The organism is Rudaea sp. (genome assembly GCF_036560865.1).
Classification (GTDB): Bacteria; Pseudomonadota; Gammaproteobacteria; order Xanthomonadales; family Rhodanobacteraceae; genus Rudaea.
The window spans coordinates 1-15321 of record NZ_DATBQK010000072.1 but is presented as its reverse complement, the minus strand read 5'-3'; the positions used below and the strand labels follow the sequence as shown (position 1 = coordinate 15321).

11 protein-coding genes and 1 pseudogene are annotated in these 15321 nt (G+C 61.4%); 9 read left to right on the top strand and 3 right to left on the bottom strand.

The annotated features are described in order from the left end of the window. The first annotated feature begins 359 nt into the window (after positions 1-359). From VIE67_RS07880 to VIE67_RS07850, 7 genes and pseudogenes are all read left to right on the top strand, one after another. Positions 360-1115, top strand: a complete 756-nt coding sequence (locus VIE67_RS07880) for a gluconate 2-dehydrogenase subunit 3 family protein (RefSeq protein ID WP_332024971.1) — start codon at positions 360-362, stop codon at positions 1113-1115. Between the two features lie 13 nt (positions 1116-1128). Next, complete coding sequence (locus tag VIE67_RS07875; protein WP_332024969.1) at positions 1129-2889, top strand: GMC family oxidoreductase; 1761 nt, start codon at positions 1129-1131, stop codon at positions 2887-2889. Between the two features lie 55 nt (positions 2890-2944). Then, on the top strand, positions 2945-3328 hold the full coding sequence (locus VIE67_RS07870; RefSeq protein WP_332024967.1) for a c-type cytochrome: 384 nt from the start codon (positions 2945-2947) through the stop codon (positions 3326-3328). A 45-nt stretch (positions 3329-3373) separates the two neighbouring features. After that, positions 3374-3583: pseudogene (locus VIE67_RS07865) on the top strand (S1 RNA-binding domain-containing protein); the annotation flags it as partial. Between the two features lie 168 nt (positions 3584-3751). Next, positions 3752-5146, top strand: coding sequence for a class III poly(R)-hydroxyalkanoic acid synthase subunit PhaE (phaE, locus tag VIE67_RS07860; protein WP_332024965.1), 1395 nt, complete (start codon positions 3752-3754; stop codon positions 5144-5146). Between the two features lie 29 nt (positions 5147-5175). Beyond that, a complete protein-coding gene (locus VIE67_RS07855) occupies positions 5176-6240 on the top strand; it encodes a class III poly(R)-hydroxyalkanoic acid synthase subunit PhaC (protein WP_332024963.1) in 1065 nt (354 codons plus the stop codon). A gap of 704 nt (positions 6241-6944) precedes the next feature. Next, positions 6945-7274: a lipid-A-disaccharide synthase N-terminal domain-containing protein gene (locus VIE67_RS07850; RefSeq protein WP_332024961.1), complete on the top strand. Its 330-nt coding sequence runs from the start codon at positions 6945-6947 to the stop codon at positions 7272-7274. A 210-nt stretch (positions 7275-7484) separates the two neighbouring features. Here the strand turns inward: VIE67_RS07850 and metH are convergent, their stop codons facing one another. From metH to VIE67_RS07835, 3 genes are all read right to left on the bottom strand, one after another. Continuing rightward, on the bottom strand, positions 7485-10253 hold the full coding sequence (gene metH / locus VIE67_RS07845; protein ID WP_332024960.1) for a methionine synthase: 2769 nt from the start codon (positions 10251-10253) through the stop codon (positions 7485-7487). Between the two features lie 201 nt (positions 10254-10454). Next, positions 10455-11591, bottom strand: a complete 1137-nt coding sequence (locus VIE67_RS07840) for a homocysteine S-methyltransferase family protein (RefSeq protein ID WP_332024959.1) — start codon at positions 11589-11591, stop codon at positions 10455-10457. A gap of 198 nt (positions 11592-11789) precedes the next feature. Beyond that, positions 11790-12716, bottom strand: coding sequence for a metalloregulator ArsR/SmtB family transcription factor (locus tag VIE67_RS07835; RefSeq protein WP_414707313.1), 927 nt, complete (start codon positions 12714-12716; stop codon positions 11790-11792). Between the two features lie 294 nt (positions 12717-13010). On the opposite strand from VIE67_RS07835, the gene VIE67_RS07830 reads away from it, so the two are divergent. Together VIE67_RS07830 and VIE67_RS07825 are read left to right on the top strand one after the other, a co-directional pair. After that, a complete protein-coding gene (locus tag VIE67_RS07830) occupies positions 13011-13730 on the top strand; it encodes a carboxylesterase family protein (protein WP_332024955.1) in 720 nt (239 codons plus the stop codon). A gap of 246 nt (positions 13731-13976) precedes the next feature. Continuing rightward, positions 13977-15137: an acyl-CoA dehydrogenase family protein gene (locus VIE67_RS07825; RefSeq protein WP_332024953.1), complete on the top strand. Its 1161-nt coding sequence runs from the start codon at positions 13977-13979 to the stop codon at positions 15135-15137. The last annotated feature ends 184 nt before the right edge of the window (positions 15138-15321 follow it).

Genomic DNA, 15321 nt, shown 5'->3' with positions numbered 1-15321 from the left:
AAGGTGCTCGAAGTCGACAAGCAGGGCCGTATCCGCCTGTCGATGAAGGCGGTAACCGAAGACGCGCCTGCCGCATGATGGCGACGTAGATCGGGAAACAAGAAAAAACGGGCCGTTGGCCCGTTTTTTTTGCGGCGTAGGGACCGCGATATTGATGGATTTGATGAAAGCCCGTTAGATGTCGGGCCGGTTCATTCGCTCCAACTTGAGGCCTGTCACCGTGAGTTACTCGCCGTGTTGTCGCCGTCGTCATCCGCGTTGCGCTTGCCGTATGATGCATTTACCGTATGGCGCTGCGCAAGATTGTGACGTACAGGTGAGAAGCCGCCTGCAGTTCGCGCTTCTGAGGGGAGGAAACGATGGCTGAACTACATGGATCGGGCACTAACCGGCGCATCTTCCTGCAGCAGGTCGCAACGCTGGCAGGCGCCGTTCCGGTCGGGACGCGCACGCTAGGCGCGGCCGGAGCGGTAGCGCTTGCCGCTGCGGTGCCTGCTAGCGCGGCAGATGCGCCGTCGGTCGCGGCGCCGTTCACCGGCTACGAATTCTTCGGTCCCGGCGAGGCAACGTTCGTCGAGGCGCTGGTCAACGTGATGTGTCCCGCCGACCAGTACACGCCGAACGGCGTCGACTGTGGCCTCGCGAACTACATCGATCGCCAGCTCGCCGGCGCATTCGGCCAGGGCGAAGGCCGCTATATGCGCGGACCATGGAAGCGCGGCAAGCCGCAACTCGGTCTGCAACTTCCGCTCACGCCTGCGGCGTTCTTCAAGGCTGGTGTGGGCGCAGCGACGGAGGCGTGCACGAAGAAATACGGCAAGCCGTTCGACCAGCTGACGCCCACAGACGCCAACGCGTTTCTGCAGGACATCCAGGGCGGCAAGTACACCGACCCGCGCGTGCCGCTCGCACTGTGGTTCAACGAGCTCGTGTATCCGCTGTTCGTGCAGGCGTGCTTCGCCGACCCCATCTACGGCGGCAACCACAACAAAGTCTTCTGGAAACTGGTCGGATACCCCGGGCTGCCGGCGACGCACGCGCTCGACATGGTGCAGTACCGCGGCAAGCCGTATCCCGGTGCTAAGGATCCCAAGTCGATCATCGACTTCAGCTGACCCGGAGCGCGCCATGGCCACCAAACTTTCCAAGCGCACCGTCGTGATCGTCGGCGGCGGATTGACCGCAGGACTCGTCGCTCGAGCGTTGACCGCGAAAGGCGTCGAGGTGCTCGTGCTCGAGCGCGGCATCGATCACCGCACCGGCGCCGAGGCGAAGCTCCCCAGTCAGCGCGACGAATTGCGCTGGGATACGCACCAGGGCCTGATGCAGAACTGGGCGGTGCAGACATACTCGCTGCGGCACGGCAGCGGCGAGGCGTCTCTTCCGGTGCGCTGGATGGAAGCGTTCCTGCCCGGCGAAGGCATGGGCGGTGCGGCCAATCACTGGAATGGGGTTACCTGGCGCTGGGCCGAGTACGACCCGACCATTCGCACGCGTTACGAAACGCGTTACGGCAAAGGCATCATTCCCAAGAACATGCCGCTGCAGGATTGGGGTGTCACGTACGCCGAGATGGAGCCGTATCACAACCTGTTCGAGAAACTCTTCGGCATTGCCGGCAAGGCCGGCAACATCAATGGGCAGATCCAGCCGGGTGGCAACCCGTTCGAAGGCCCACGCACTAACGAGTATCCGCAGAAGCCGCTGGAGATCACCGAAGCCGGAACGATCTTCAAGGCCACCGTGGAATCGATGGGCTACAAGCCTTTTCCGGCACCTGCGGCGAATTCTCCCGGCGCATACACAAACCTGGATGGCCAGAAGCTTGGTCAGTGCCAGTATTGCGGCCACTGCGAGCGCTTCATCTGCGAAGCGCAAGCCAAGGCGTCGCCCGAGGTCTTGCTCTATCCGATGCTGCTGGAACGCAAGGGCTTCGAAATCCGGCTACGCTCGCACGTGCTCGGCCTCAACTACGACAAGCAGGCGAAGCGCGTCACCGGCGTGCGCTACATCGATCTCGTCACCGGCGAGGAGTTCGAGCAGCCTGCGGATGTCGTGATGCTGGGCGCGTTCACGATGACCAACACCAAGCTGCTGCTGCTGGACGGTATCGGCAAACCTTATGATCCAAAGACGATGACGGGCGTGGTCGGCAAGAACTTCTGCTACCAGACGAACTCGGCGGTGAACGCGTTCTACAAGGACCGCTGGATCAACCCGTTCCTTGCGAGCGGCTGCACCAGCACGGTTATCGACGAGTTCAACAACGACAATTTCGATCACTCTGGGCTGGGTTTCCTTGGTGGCGGCGGCATCAGCGCCAGCGTGACTAATGGGCGCCCTATCGCCAACCGGCGAGTGCCGTCGGGCACGCCGCAATGGGGCACGAAATGGAAGGAAGCCAACGCCGCGTGGTATGCGCATTCGTTCGGCGTCTCGGCGCAGGGCAGCTGCTATCCGCACCAGGACAACTATCTCGACCTCGATCCGGAGTACAGCGACGCCTACGGTCAGCCGCTGATCCGCATGACGTTCGATTTCCGCGAGAACGAGACGAAGATGTCGGACTGGGTGACGCAGAAGATCGGCGAGATCGTCAAGGCGATGCGCCCCGACATCATGGGTCCGGTGGCGGGACGCAAGGCGCCGTTCGACACGCGGCAGTACCAGAGCACGCACGTCACCGGCGGTACGCCGATGGGCGTGGATCCGAACACGAGTGTCGTGTCGCCGCACCTGCAGCATTGGGATGCGGAAAACCTGTTCATCGTCGGCGCCTCGGTGTTCCCGCACAATTCCGGGTTCAATCCGACGGGGCCGCTCGCCGCGCTCGCGCTGCGACTGGGCGACGATCTGGTTTCGTACGTGCAGCGGCCAAGGATGCTGTAGCCCGCTCCATGCTGCAGCGACACCCAACACAATCTGTTTTTTGAGGAGCGTTTTGATGCATCGAATCGGTCAAGTGCTTTTCATGCTGTCGGCGGTCACCTGCGCAGCGGTCGGAACACCCTCCATCGCCCAAGACGCCGCCGCCGGCAAGCAAGCCTACGCGCAATGTGCGGTCTGCCATTCGACCGACGGAACCAACGGCGTGGGGCCGGGCCTGCAAGGCGTACTCGGACGCAAGGCGGGCGCGTTCGCCGGATTTCGCTACAGTCGCGCCATGAAGGGCGCCGCCATCACTTGGGATGACAAATCGCTCGATGCGTATCTGTCCGACCCGCAAAAAATGGTTCCGGGCAACGTGATGCCGTTTTCGGGCGTTGTCGATGCCAGGCAGCGCGCCGACCTCATCGCGTATCTGAAGACGCTGAAAATAGCGCACTGACCGGGGTACGTGGATCGTTTCCGATGTCGAAACCGGCCGCATCTCAAGCTTATGGACTTCGGTGCCTTCGTCACCATCCTGCCGGGCAAGGATGGTCTCGTCCACATCTCGCAGATTTCCAACGAGCGTGTCGAGAAAGTCTCCGACAAGCTCAAGGAAGGCGACATAGTCAAGGTCAAGGTGCTCGAAGTCGACAAGCAGGGCCGTATCCGCCTGTCGATGAAGGCGGTAACCGAAGACGCGCCGGCGGCGTAAGTTTCAAGTGAAAGTTTGAAGATAAAAAAGCGGGCTTCGGCCCGCTTTTTATTTAGCGGGTCTCGATAAACATGGATTGCCCCTGTCGCATTAGCGAAATCGCTGTCGCAGCTGTTTTGCGACGCTTCCGAGGCGCGTGCTAGCATCCGTTTGTCCGTGGAGAAATACATGAGCGATAGCAAACCCGTGAACGATTGGCTCAAGGATTGGCAAGCGCTGCAGCGCCAGTATCTGAATGCGTGGTCGGATCTTTCGGCGAAGGCATCAACCGCCGCGCCGCCGCCGGCGATGCCGTTTGGCATGCCATTTGCCGGCATGGCGGGCGCAGCGCCCGCATTCGGGACGCCACCGGCGTGGCACGAGGGGCTCGAGCAATGGGCGCGCTTGTTTGCCGGTTCGGGCAACAAGCAGAGCGAAACCGCCGAGCGCATGCTGGCCAGCGCGCAGAGTTATGTCTCGATGATCCAGTCGATGTTCGGTGCGGCCGGGCAGGGCGCTGGAGCGGCGAGTGCGAATCCGGCGCAGGCGTGGTTCGATTCGTTGCGCGGTGGATTTGCCGCGCCGAGCGGATTTCAGATCCCCGGCATGGACACAGACCTGGCGAACAATCCCTTTGCCAAGGCCCTGCGCGATATCAGCGGGCAGGGCGCGAAAGGGTTTACCGAAATGCCTGCGGCGTTCGCGCCCTTCATCGAGCAGATGCGTCAGGAAGGCTTGTCCTGGCTGCGCGTGCCGGCGTTCGGCGTCGGTCGCGAGCATCAGGAACATTATCAAAAGACCGCGCTCGCCTTCGTCGAATATCAACAGGCGCTGAAGAACTACAACGCGCTGATGCTCAAGGCGAGCCAGCGCGGGTTCGAGTTGTTCGAAGGCAAGCTGGCCGAGCGCTCCGAGCCGGGGCGCTCGATCGATTCGCTGCGCGCGCTCTACGATCTGTGGGTTGATGCGGCCGAAGAAGCTTACGCGGAAGTCGCACTCTCCGACGAGTTCGCAAAAGTATACGGCGAGCTCGCGAATGCGCAGATGCGCGCGCGCGCGCAGATTCAGGCCGAAGTCGAGCGCGTCAGCACGGATCTTGGCATGCCCACGCGCAGCGAGCTGAACGGCGTGCACAAGCGCCTGCACGACTTGCGCCGCGAGCTGCGCGACGGCGGTCGCGCGCAGGCCGACAACGGTGCACACGAAGCGGAAATCGCCGCGTTGCAGGCCGAGGTGAAGCAACTGAAACGCGCTCCGGCTCGTAAACAGGACTCCGTGGCCAGCGCGCCGAAAGCGGCCGTGGCGGCTGCCGCCGGAAAACCGCGGCCTGCACGCACACGTCGCCGCGTGGCGGCGAAGCCGCGCCCACCGGCGCCGGTGGTCAAGCCGCGTCCACTCGCTGCTTCGAGCAGCAAGTCCGCGGGCAAGGGCAAGAGCACGTTTGGCGACGCGATCGCCGCGATGCGCCGCCGTGTCGGCGGCAAGCCGGGCAAGTTGAAGGCGGTGGCGGCAGGCATGTCGAAGCCGAGCAAGCAGAATAAATCCGCAAACGCGGACGACAAGACCGGCAAACGCAAGAAATGAGTTATCAGCCAGCGGGATATCGCAACGCCATGAATCCGATTCGCATCACGCCGCAAAAGGCGATCGAAGAGACGACGAAGTTTCAGCAGAAACTTTCTGCCGGCCTGAAAACCCTGCGCGAGCTCGATGAGGTCAACTACGGCGTGACCGACAAGGAAGAGGTATACCGCGAGGACAAACTCGTCCTGTACCGCTTCAAGGGACAGAACAAGCCGACCGCGAAGATACCGTTGCTGATCAGTTACGCGCTGGTCAACCGACCGTACATGGTCGATCTGCAGGACGACCGCTCGCTGGTCAAGAACCTGCTTGCGCTCGGCGAAGATGTGTATCTGATCGACTGGGGCTACCCCGATCTTTCCGATCGCTATACGACGCTCGACGATTACATCAACGGCTACATCCGCCGCTGCGTCGATGTCGTGGCGAAACGGCACAAGGTGGACAAGATCAACCTGCTCGGCATCTGCCAGGGCGGCGCGTTCAGCCTGTGCTTCGCGTCGATCTATCCGCAAAAGCTCAAGAATCTGATCACGATGGTCACACCGGTGGATTTCCACACCAGGGATAACATGCTGGCGCGCTGGGTGCGCAACCTGGACGTGGACCTTTTCGTCGACACTCTCGGCAACGTGCCGGCCGATCTGATGAACTGGTGCTACCTGATGCTCAAGCCGGTGCGCCTGAACCAGCAGAAGTACATCGGGCTGGTCGATATTCTCGACGACAAAGTGGAGCTTGAGAATTTCCTGCGCATGGAAAAGTGGATTTTCGACAGCCCCGATCAGGTCGGCGAGGCGTTTCGCCAGTTCATCAAGGATTTCTATCAGGGCAACAAGCTCATCGAAGGCGGCTTGAAGATCGGCAACAAGTCGGTCGATCTGAAAAATCTCGACGTGCCCGTGCTCAACATCTTTGCCGAGCAGGATCACCTCGTCCCACCCGATGCCTCGCGCGCGCTGCGCGGGCGCATCGGCACCGACGATTACACCGAGCTGGCGTTCAAGGGCGGGCATATCGGCATTTACGTGTCGGGCCGCGCCCAGCGCGAGGTACCGTCCGCGATACACGATTGGCTTGCTGCGCGCGCCTGAGCTTGCCTCGTCATACCGGCGAAGGCCGGTATCCAGTGTCTTTGGCTCTTGGTTCGTGATTCCCCCACGGGCGGACTGCGCAGACGGATGCCGGCGCGAACATTCGCGCAGCGAATAGCCCGCAGGGCACGCGTCAGAAGCCGCGTGCAATCGGTGTCTTTGCCCTAGCTCGTCATACCGGCGTAAGCCGGTATCCAGTGTCTGTGCTTTTTTCTCCGTTGTGGAAAAGCAGAGCTTCCACTCGCCTGCGGCGAGCGGGTCACTTTCTCTTCACCAGCCAAGAGAAAGTAGCCAAAGAGAGGCCGCCCCCGACACCGCACCTCGCGCACGCGCGAGGTTCCCTGCGCTTCTCGCCTTCGACGGGGTTCGCTTGACGTACATCCTGTACGTTCGCGAACGCGCGCGCCTCCGGCAACTGCTCCTGCGTTGCTCTACCTCCGGCATCCATGCCGCCTCGTGCGCGCGCCCCTTCGGGCGATTCCGCCGAAGACTGCGATGCTCGGTGCGTTGTAAGGGGGAAAGATCAAAAGAAAGATCAGAAGCGACGCCGCACTGCCTTTGCTGTTGATCCGGGCCCGAGTGGAAGCGGTTGCTTCGCCAGGTCAGGGTTTTGAGCCGTGAAACCAGGAATTATTTGAGTCTGCGCTGCGCAGGCTTGATAAAATCCCATTTTGCCCACCGCGTCGCCGGCCAAGGACACTCGCATGAACGAAGTTCTGTTTCATATTCATCATATCGGCGTGACGCCATGGAAATTGATTGGCTACGTCGGCGTATTCCTGTTCACTGCGCGCTGGTTCGTGCAGTTGTACGCGACGAAAAAATTGCGCCGCGTCGTGATGCCGCTATCGTTCTGGTGGCTCTCGATCAGCGGCAGCGCGCTGTTGCTGTTGTACTTCACATTCGGGAAAAACGATTCTGTCGGCGTGATGTCGAATCTGTTTCCCGCGTTCGTTTCCGTGTACAACCTGGTCACGCATATCCGCGCGCACAAGCCAGAGGTGATCGAGCCGCGCGGGCCTGAAGAGGCTTGAAATTCAGGTACCGTCATTCCAGCGAAGGCTGGAATCCGGTCCTTGCTCCAGCTAGCTCTTTCGATGCATGTTCAGAAGAGCTGGATGACCAGCTTCGCTGTTGAAAACCCAGCTTTCGCTGGAATGACGAGCCGGGAGAGTTAGCGCGCTCACCTCCGTTCGGCTTTTCCACTGCCCACTTCCTACTCCCCACTTTCATTTCCTACCCCGTCATTCCGGATCGTAGTCCAGATTCTGTGCGAGCCAGCGTTCGGCCTCGGCCAGCGTCCAGCCCTTGCGCTTGGCGTAGTCCTCGATCTGTTCCTTGCCCAGGCGGCCGACGACGAAGTACTGGCTGTCCGGGTGGCTGAAATACCAGCCCGATACGGCTGCGGTTGGATACATCGCGAAGCTCTCGGTCAGCTCGATGCCGGTGTTGTTCGTCGCATCGAGCAGTTTGAACAGCGTGCGTTTTTCAGTGTGATCGGGGCAGGCGGGATAACCCGGCGCAGGGCGGATGCCGCGGTATTTCTCGCCGATGAGGTCCACATTGCTCAACGATTCGTCCGCGGCATAGCCCCAGAATTCCTTGCGCACACGTTCGTGCAGCGCTTCGGCAAAAGCTTCCGCGAGACGATCGGCGAGCGACTTGAGCAGGATCGAGGAATAGTCGTCGTAGGTTTTTTCGAATTCCTCAAGCTTGCGCTCGATGCCGATACCCGAGGTCACGGCGAAGCCGCCGATCCAGTCGCGCACGTTCGATTCTTTCGGCGCGATGAAATCGGAAAGACAAAAGTCCGGCCGGCCAGGCGGCTTGTCGACTTGTTGGCGAAGGAAGTGGAGCGTGGTGCTTTTGCTCCCTCCCCCGCTTGCGGGGGAGGGTTGGGGCGGGGGTGAGTGCGTGGCATGGGACGCCCCCCCATCCCAACCTTCCCCCGCAAGCGGGGGAAGGAGAACAGCCACATCGTCGCCGTCGCGCGCTGCGGGCCAAAGCCCGAACACCCCTTTCGCGGTTAGCCATTTTTCGCTGACGATCTGCTTCAGCATCTTCTGCGCATCGTCGAACAATTCGCGTGCCTGCTTGCCGACGACCGCGTCGTCGAAAATCTGCGGATAGTGGCCTGCGAGTTCCCAGGTATTGAAGAACGGCGTCCAGTCGATGTGTTCGATCAGTTCGGCGAGCGGATAGTCGTCGAACACTGTGATGCCCGGTTTTTTCGGCGCCGGCGGTGCGTACTTCTCCCAATCGCCCGCAAATGCCTGCCCGCGCGCGTGCGCGAGGGAAACCAGACGCTTGGCCGGGCCGCGATCCTTGTGGCGCTCGCGGATGTCGGCGTACTCGACGCGTATTTTGGCGAGGAATTCGTCGACGAGGTCCTTGCTGATCAGCGATTGCGCCACGCCGACCGCGCGCGAGGCGTCCTTGACCCAAACGGTCGGCGACTTGTAGTGCGGCTCGATCTTGAGCGCCGTGTGCGCGCGCGACGTCGTCGCGCCGCCGATCAGCAGCGGCAGATGGAAATCCTGGCGTTGCATCTCCTTGGCGATATGGCTCATTTCTTCGAGCGACGGCGTGATCAGGCCCGACAGCCCGATCATGTCGGCGTGCTCGGCTTTCGCTGTTTCCAGAATCTTCTGCGCCGGCACCATCACGCCCAGATCGATCACCTCGAAGTTGTTGCAGCGAAGCACCACGCCGACGATGTTCTTGCCGATATCGTGCACGTCGCCCTTGACCGTGGCGATGACGATCTTGCCATTGGATTTCGCCGTGTCGCCGGTGCGTTCTTTTTCCGCCTCGATGAAGGGCAGCAGATAGGCGACGGCTTTTTTCATCACGCGTGCGGATTTCACCACCTGCGGCAGGAACATCTTGCCCGCGCCGAACAGGTCGCCGACCACGTTCATGCCATCCATCAGCGGACCTTCGATCACATCAAGCGGGCGCGTGCTGAGCTGGCGCGCCTCTTCGGTGTCGGCTTCGACGAAGGCGTCGTTGCCGTGCACGAGCGCGTGACTGAGCCGAGCGCGCACCGGCAGGTCGCGCCAGGCCTGCGCCTCGACTTCGGTCGCGCCTTTCTTGCCCTTGTAGCGCTCAGCGATTTCGAGCAGGCGTTCGGTGCCATCGACGCGGCGGTTGAGCACGACGTCCTCGACGCGTTCGCGCAGCTCGGCATCCAGATCGTCGTAGATCGGCAACGCGCCGGCGTTGACGATGCCCATGTCCATGCCGGCCTTGATCGCGTGGTAGAGAAACACCGCATGGATCGCCTGGCGCACCAATTCATTGCCGCGAAACGAAAACGACACGTTGGAGACGCCACCGGAAATATGGCAGTGCGGCAAGGTCGCCTTGATCTCGCGCGTCGCCTCGATGAAATCCACTGCGTAGTTGTTGTGCTCGTCGATGCCGGTCGCGATCGCGAAGATATTCGGATCGAAGATGATGTCTTCGGGTGGGAAGCCGACCTCTTCGGTCAGTATCCGGTAGGCGCGTGTACAGATTTCCACTTTGCGCGCCTTGGTATCGGCCTGACCGGTTTCGTCGAACGCCATCACCACGACCGCGGCGCCGTAGTTGAGCGCCTTGCGCGCGTGTTCGAGGAAAACTTCCTCGCCTTCCTTGAGCGAAATGGAATTGATCACGCCCTTGCCCTGCAGGCAGCGCAGGCCGGCTTCGATCACGGTCCATTTCGACGAGTCGACCATCACCGGCACGCGCGCGATATCGGGCTCGGCCGCGATCAGGCTGAGGAATTTCGCCATCGCCATTTCCGAATCGATCAAGCCTTCATCCATGTTGACGTCGAGAATCTGCGCACCGTTGGCGACCTGCTGGCGCGCGACTTCGACCGCTTCATCGTAACGGTCGTCCTTGATCAGCTTCTTGAACTGCGCCGAGCCCGTGAGGTTGGTGCGCTCGCCGATATTGACGAACAGCAGCTCCGGCGTGATGACCAGCGGTTCGAGGCCGGAGAGGCGGGTATAACGTTGATTCATTGCCTGTCGAATGTCCTGAAGATCAAAGTCGAAAGATGGAACCACGGAGAACACAGAGAACACAGAGAACACAGAGAACACAGAGATAGGCGAATCAGCACCCTTCAATTCGATAGGTGACGTCTGCCTTGGGCTTTGGCTTTGGCACTAGTCTCTCTCTCGCTTTCTCTGTGTTCTCCGTGTTCTCCGTGGTTAAAGTCTTTAAGCTGCTGCCATGTGGGCGGCAGCCGGCAATGCACGTGGCTTTACATCGCGCACTGCATCCGCGATCGCGCGGATATGCGCTGGCGTCGTGCCGCAGCAGCCGCCGACGAAGTTGACCAGGCCGCTGCTGGCAAACTCGCCGATCGTCGCGGCCATTTGCTCCGGCGTTTCATCGTATTCGGCGAATGCATTGGGCAGACCTGCGTTCGGGTGCGCGCTGACGTAGCAGTCGGCAACTTGGGCGATTGCATCGACATAGGCGCGCAACTCGGTCGCGCCGAGCGCGCAGTTCAAGCCGATCGACAGTGGCCGTGCATGGCGCAGCGAGTAGTAGAACGCTTCGGCGGTCTGACCGGACAGCGTGCGCCCGGACATATCGGTGATCGTGCCCGAGATCATGATCGGCACCTGCGCGCCGCGCCGCGCAAATTCCTGCGCAACTGCGTACAACGCGGCCTTGGCGTTGAGCGTGTCGAAAATCGTTTCAACCATGATGATGTCGGCGCCGCCGTCGAGCAGCCCGCGCGTTGCTTCGCTGTACGCGGCGACGAGTTCTTCGAACGTCACGTTGCGGAAACCTGGATCGTTCACGTCCGGAGAAATCGAGGCGGTGCGGCTGGTCGGGCCGAGCACGCCGATCACGAAGCGCGGCTTATTGGAAAGTCCGGCCAGGGATGGCCGGGCTCCTGGCGAGGGACTCGCATCCACTGTCTTGGCCTCGGCGGCAGCGCAGCACTCGCGCGCGAGGCGTGCGCCTTCGCGATTCAATTCGTAGGCCAGATGCTCAAGGTGATAGTCGGCCTGGCTGATCGTGGTCGAGTTGAAAGTGTTGGTTTCGACCAGATCCGCGCCCGCATCGAGGTAGGCGTTATGCACGGCCTTGATGATTTCCGGTTGGGTCAACGACAGCAGATCGTTATTGCCTTTGACGTCGCAACCCGGACCATGATGCGCGTGCGCATGCTGCGCATCGTGACCTTCGGCGAAACGCTCGCCGCGATAGCCGTCCTCTTCGAGTTTGTAGGTCTGCAGCATCGTGCCCATCGCGCCGTCGATGACCAGGACGCGCTGGGCCAGCGCGTCGAGCAGCAACTGCGTGCGTTCGGGGTGCAGCCAAGGCAGGGTATTTTTCATGGCGTGACTCCAATCCGAGTGCCCCTTGACTCGTCATTCCGGCGAAAGCCGGAATCCAGTGACTCTGCTTTCGTCACAACCGAGGCGAAAGACACTGGATCCCGGCTTTCGCCGGGATGACGAGCAGGAAACGGGCAGAAATTTTGTATGCTCATTTGTATCAGGCCTTTTGCGTCCTTCGCGGTGATTATTTTTCGTTTAGCTCTTTTGCGCCAGCAGACTCAACACTTCAAAATGCGGCGGGCGGCGTTCGCGTGTGATGCGCCCGCAGTTCAAGACCTTGAGGCCGGCCTTGCGCGCGAAATCGCGCAGCTCTTCCTCGCGGAAGCCGAGGTTGAGATGGTCGAACGGCTCCACCGCGGTACGGTGCGCGTGATGCGCAAGCGTCGTCGCCAGCAGACGTCCACCGGGCCTGAGCGCGCGCGCCGCCTCGGCGACGGCTTTCGCCGGCTGGTCGCTATAGGTGAGCGCGTGCATCAGCAGCACAAGATCAAAACGTCGCGCGTCGATCTCCAGCGCGTGCATGTCGCCGAGCTTCACTTCGACGTTGCGAAAGCTCTTCAGGCGCGTGCGCGCGGCGCTCACTACGCGCTCGCTCGCGTCCATGCACAGGATCGTGCGCGCGTGCGGCGCGAGCAGTTCGGCCAGCATGCCGTCGCCGGAAGCGACATCGAGCACGTCGCCGGTTTCGATCAGGCCGGACATCGCACGCGCGAGTGTTTCCCAGGTGCGGCCGGGCGAATAATGACGCTCCATGTCGCCGGCGACGCTGTCGGCCCAGCCCTCGGCGCGTGCGCGTTGGGCGAGGATCGTCGGCAGGCGCTGCGCATCGTTGGCGATCAGCGCGTCGTCGATGTTCGCGCGCAGCGCATGCAGCAAGGCGGCGGATTTCGCATCCATTTCGGAATTGAAGCGATAATAGGCGGAGACGCCCGCGCGGCGGTCGCGCACGAGTTCGGCTTCCTTGAGCTTGGCCAAGTGTGTCGATACGCGCGGCTGGGCCAGGCGCAGCACACTGGACAGCTCGGCCACGGTCAACTCCTCGCGTTCCAGGAGGGCGAGCAGGCGCACGCGTGTCGAGTCGGACAACAGGCGCAACAAGGCCGAGGTCGAGGCCAGATCCAATACGTATCCTTTCATCTTGATTGAAAGATAGATGTACAGCGTATACTTGTGCAGACATAGCGTCAACGTTTGGTGTATTGGCGGTAGCAGTGGGTTAAGAATGAGATCAGGTCCCGTTCGCCCTGAGGTATCGAAGGGTGAATGGCACGATAGATTGCCGTTCATGGTTCGATACCTCACCACGAACGGATGGGAGGATTTCAAACACAGATTTTGACGGAAGCTGATTTGATGAAAGCGCGTTTCATGCAATCTCTGCTCGCCTTGTTGGCGTTGCTAATCAGTACTCCCATCTTGGCGATAGAAGAAGGCGCGCTCGGCAAATACTGGACCCCCGATGCCCTGCACGTGCCGTATCGCGCGATTGTCACGCCGGGCCGCGAGCACAACGAGCGCCTGGCGCTGATCGTGTTCCTGCACGGCGACTGGCAGGACGGCACCGACAACGAATCGCAGCTCGGCGGCTACGGCAACGGCTCGCTCGAACTGGTCGATCAGGCGATCGCGGGCGGTATTCCACTTGTATACATCGCGCCGGAAACGACCGGTGGCTACTGGCCGCCGGCGCGCGTGGCCGCGGTGGTGCGCGATGCGCTCACGCGTTTTCCGATCGATCCGCGCCGTGTCGTCCTCACCGGCATTTCCGATGGCGGGACAGGCACGTGGGATGCGCTGAAAACCTGGCCCACCTGCTTCGCGGCGGGCGTGCCGATGTCGGGCATGACGGAAACGTCGGGCCTGGCGCCAATCGTCGACGTACCTCAGTGGGTCTTTCACGGCGGCAAGGACAACGATACCGATATCGAGACCGGCTACGGCGGCGCCATGGTCGGCTCGCGTGCAGTGGTGCGCGCGCTGCGCGCGCTGGGCGGCAAGCCGCGCTATACCGAATATCCCGACGAAATGCATGTAATCTGGCATCAGGCGTATGCGACCGAGGGGCTGCTCGCATGGATGCTCAGCCAGCGCTTGCGTGGCAAGCCCTGCGACTTTTCCGATCACACAAAGCGCTAGAATTGTGGCTGGCTTCACCTCTCCCGCTGGCGGCGACCAGAGGAAGTGCACAGCTGAGAGGTTGGCGCGCATCGTGCGCCGGGTGAGGGTGGCGCTGGGTAGTGGCGTTGCGCCACCCTCATCCGCCTTCGGCACGTACACTCGTGCCATCCATGGCACTCGCCCTGCGGGCGGCGGTGCCGTGCAAAACGGCAATCCTGCCGTTTTGTCTCCCGCCAGCGAGTTGAACTGCAACGAGGATGTTATATGGATTTCAATTTCACCGAAGACCAGCTATCCATCCAGGCCATCGCGCGCGACTTCGCGCAGAAGCGCATCGCGCCGGTCGCGGCCGAGTTCGACGCCAAGGGCGAGTTCCCGCTCGACAATATCCGCGAGATGGGTCAGCTCGGGCTGATGGGTATCGAAGTGCCGACCGACTACGGCGGCGCGGGCATGGATTCGATTTCCTACGTGCTGGCGATGATCGAGATCGCCGCTGCGGACTGCGCGCATTCGACCATCATGTCGGTGAACAACACGCTGTACTGCAACGGCCTGCTCAAGTTCGCCACGCACGAGCAGAAGCTCAAGTACGTCAAACCCATCGCGACCGGCGAAGCGATCGGCGCGTTCGCGCTGACCGAACCGCAATCGGGTTCCGATGCGACCGCGATGAAGCTGCGCGCGATCAAGCAGGCCGACGGCAGCTATCTCGTCAACGGCAAGAAAAGCTGGATCACCTCAGGGCCTGTGGCAAAGTATATTTTGCTGTTCGCGCTGACCGATCCGACGAAAGGTGCGAAGGGCATCAGCGCCTTTATCGTCGACACCGCGCGCGAAGGTTTTCACAAGGGCAAGACCGAACCCAAGCTCGGCATCCGCGCCTCGGCGACCTGCGAAATCGAATTCGCAGATTACAGGGCTTCCGCCGACGAACTGATCGGCACGGACGGCGAGGGCTTCAAGATCGCGATGGGTGTGCTCGACGCGGGCCGCATCGGCATCGCCTCGCAGGCCGTGGGTCTGTCGCGCGCCGCCTATGAAGCGACGCTGGCTTATGCGAGGGATCGCAAGGCCTTCGGCCAGCCGATCGGCAGCTTCCAGATGACCCAGGCGAAGATCGCCGACATGAAATGCAAACTCGATGCATCGTACTGGCTCACGCTGCGCGCTGCCTTCGCGAAGGGTCAGGCGGAAAAAAACGGCGGGCGTTTCTCGACGGAAGCCGCGGTCGCCAAACTCACGGCGTCCGAATCGGCGATGTGGATCACCCACCAGGCCGTGCAGATTCACGGCGGCATGGGCTACTCGAAAGAGATGCCGCTCGAACGTTATTTCCGCGACGCAAAGATCACCGAGATCTACGAAGGCACCAGCGAAATCCAGCGCATGGTGATCGCACGCAACGAAACGGGTTTGCGCTGAGTCGATTCCCGCGCTGAACAAATTCTGAACTTCCCGCAAGGCGCCTTGTCCGAAATCCAAAGGCGTCACGGACAAGCTCGTGTCCGTTGAGAGTACAGTGCCTGACAAATAAGAAATACTGCGCCTGCAGAGGAGTGACGTCATGTTGCGCATTGCACTTTTATCGGTCCTGACACTCGTTTCG

Coding starts and splice junctions, on each gene's coding strand:
- VIE67_RS07855 (WP_332024963.1), top strand. CDS start 5,176: ATGAATCCGATTCGCATCACGCCGCAAAAGGCGATCGAAGAGACGACG.
- phaE (WP_332024965.1), top strand. CDS start 3,752: ATGAGCGATAGCAAACCCGTGAACGATTGGCTCAAGGATTGGCAAGCG.
- VIE67_RS07840 (WP_332024959.1), bottom strand. CDS start 11,591: ATGAAAAATACCCTGCCTTGGCTGCACCCCGAACGCACGCAGTTGCTG.
- VIE67_RS07875 (WP_332024969.1), top strand. CDS start 1,129: ATGGCCACCAAACTTTCCAAGCGCACCGTCGTGATCGTCGGCGGCGGA.
- VIE67_RS07850 (WP_332024961.1), top strand. CDS start 6,945: ATGAACGAAGTTCTGTTTCATATTCATCATATCGGCGTGACGCCATGG.
- VIE67_RS07870 (WP_332024967.1), top strand. CDS start 2,945: ATGCATCGAATCGGTCAAGTGCTTTTCATGCTGTCGGCGGTCACCTGC.
- VIE67_RS07825 (WP_332024953.1), top strand. CDS start 13,977: ATGGATTTCAATTTCACCGAAGACCAGCTATCCATCCAGGCCATCGCG.
- VIE67_RS07880 (WP_332024971.1), top strand. CDS start 360: ATGGCTGAACTACATGGATCGGGCACTAACCGGCGCATCTTCCTGCAG.
- metH (WP_332024960.1), bottom strand. CDS start 10,253: ATGAATCAACGTTATACCCGCCTCTCCGGCCTCGAACCGCTGGTCATC.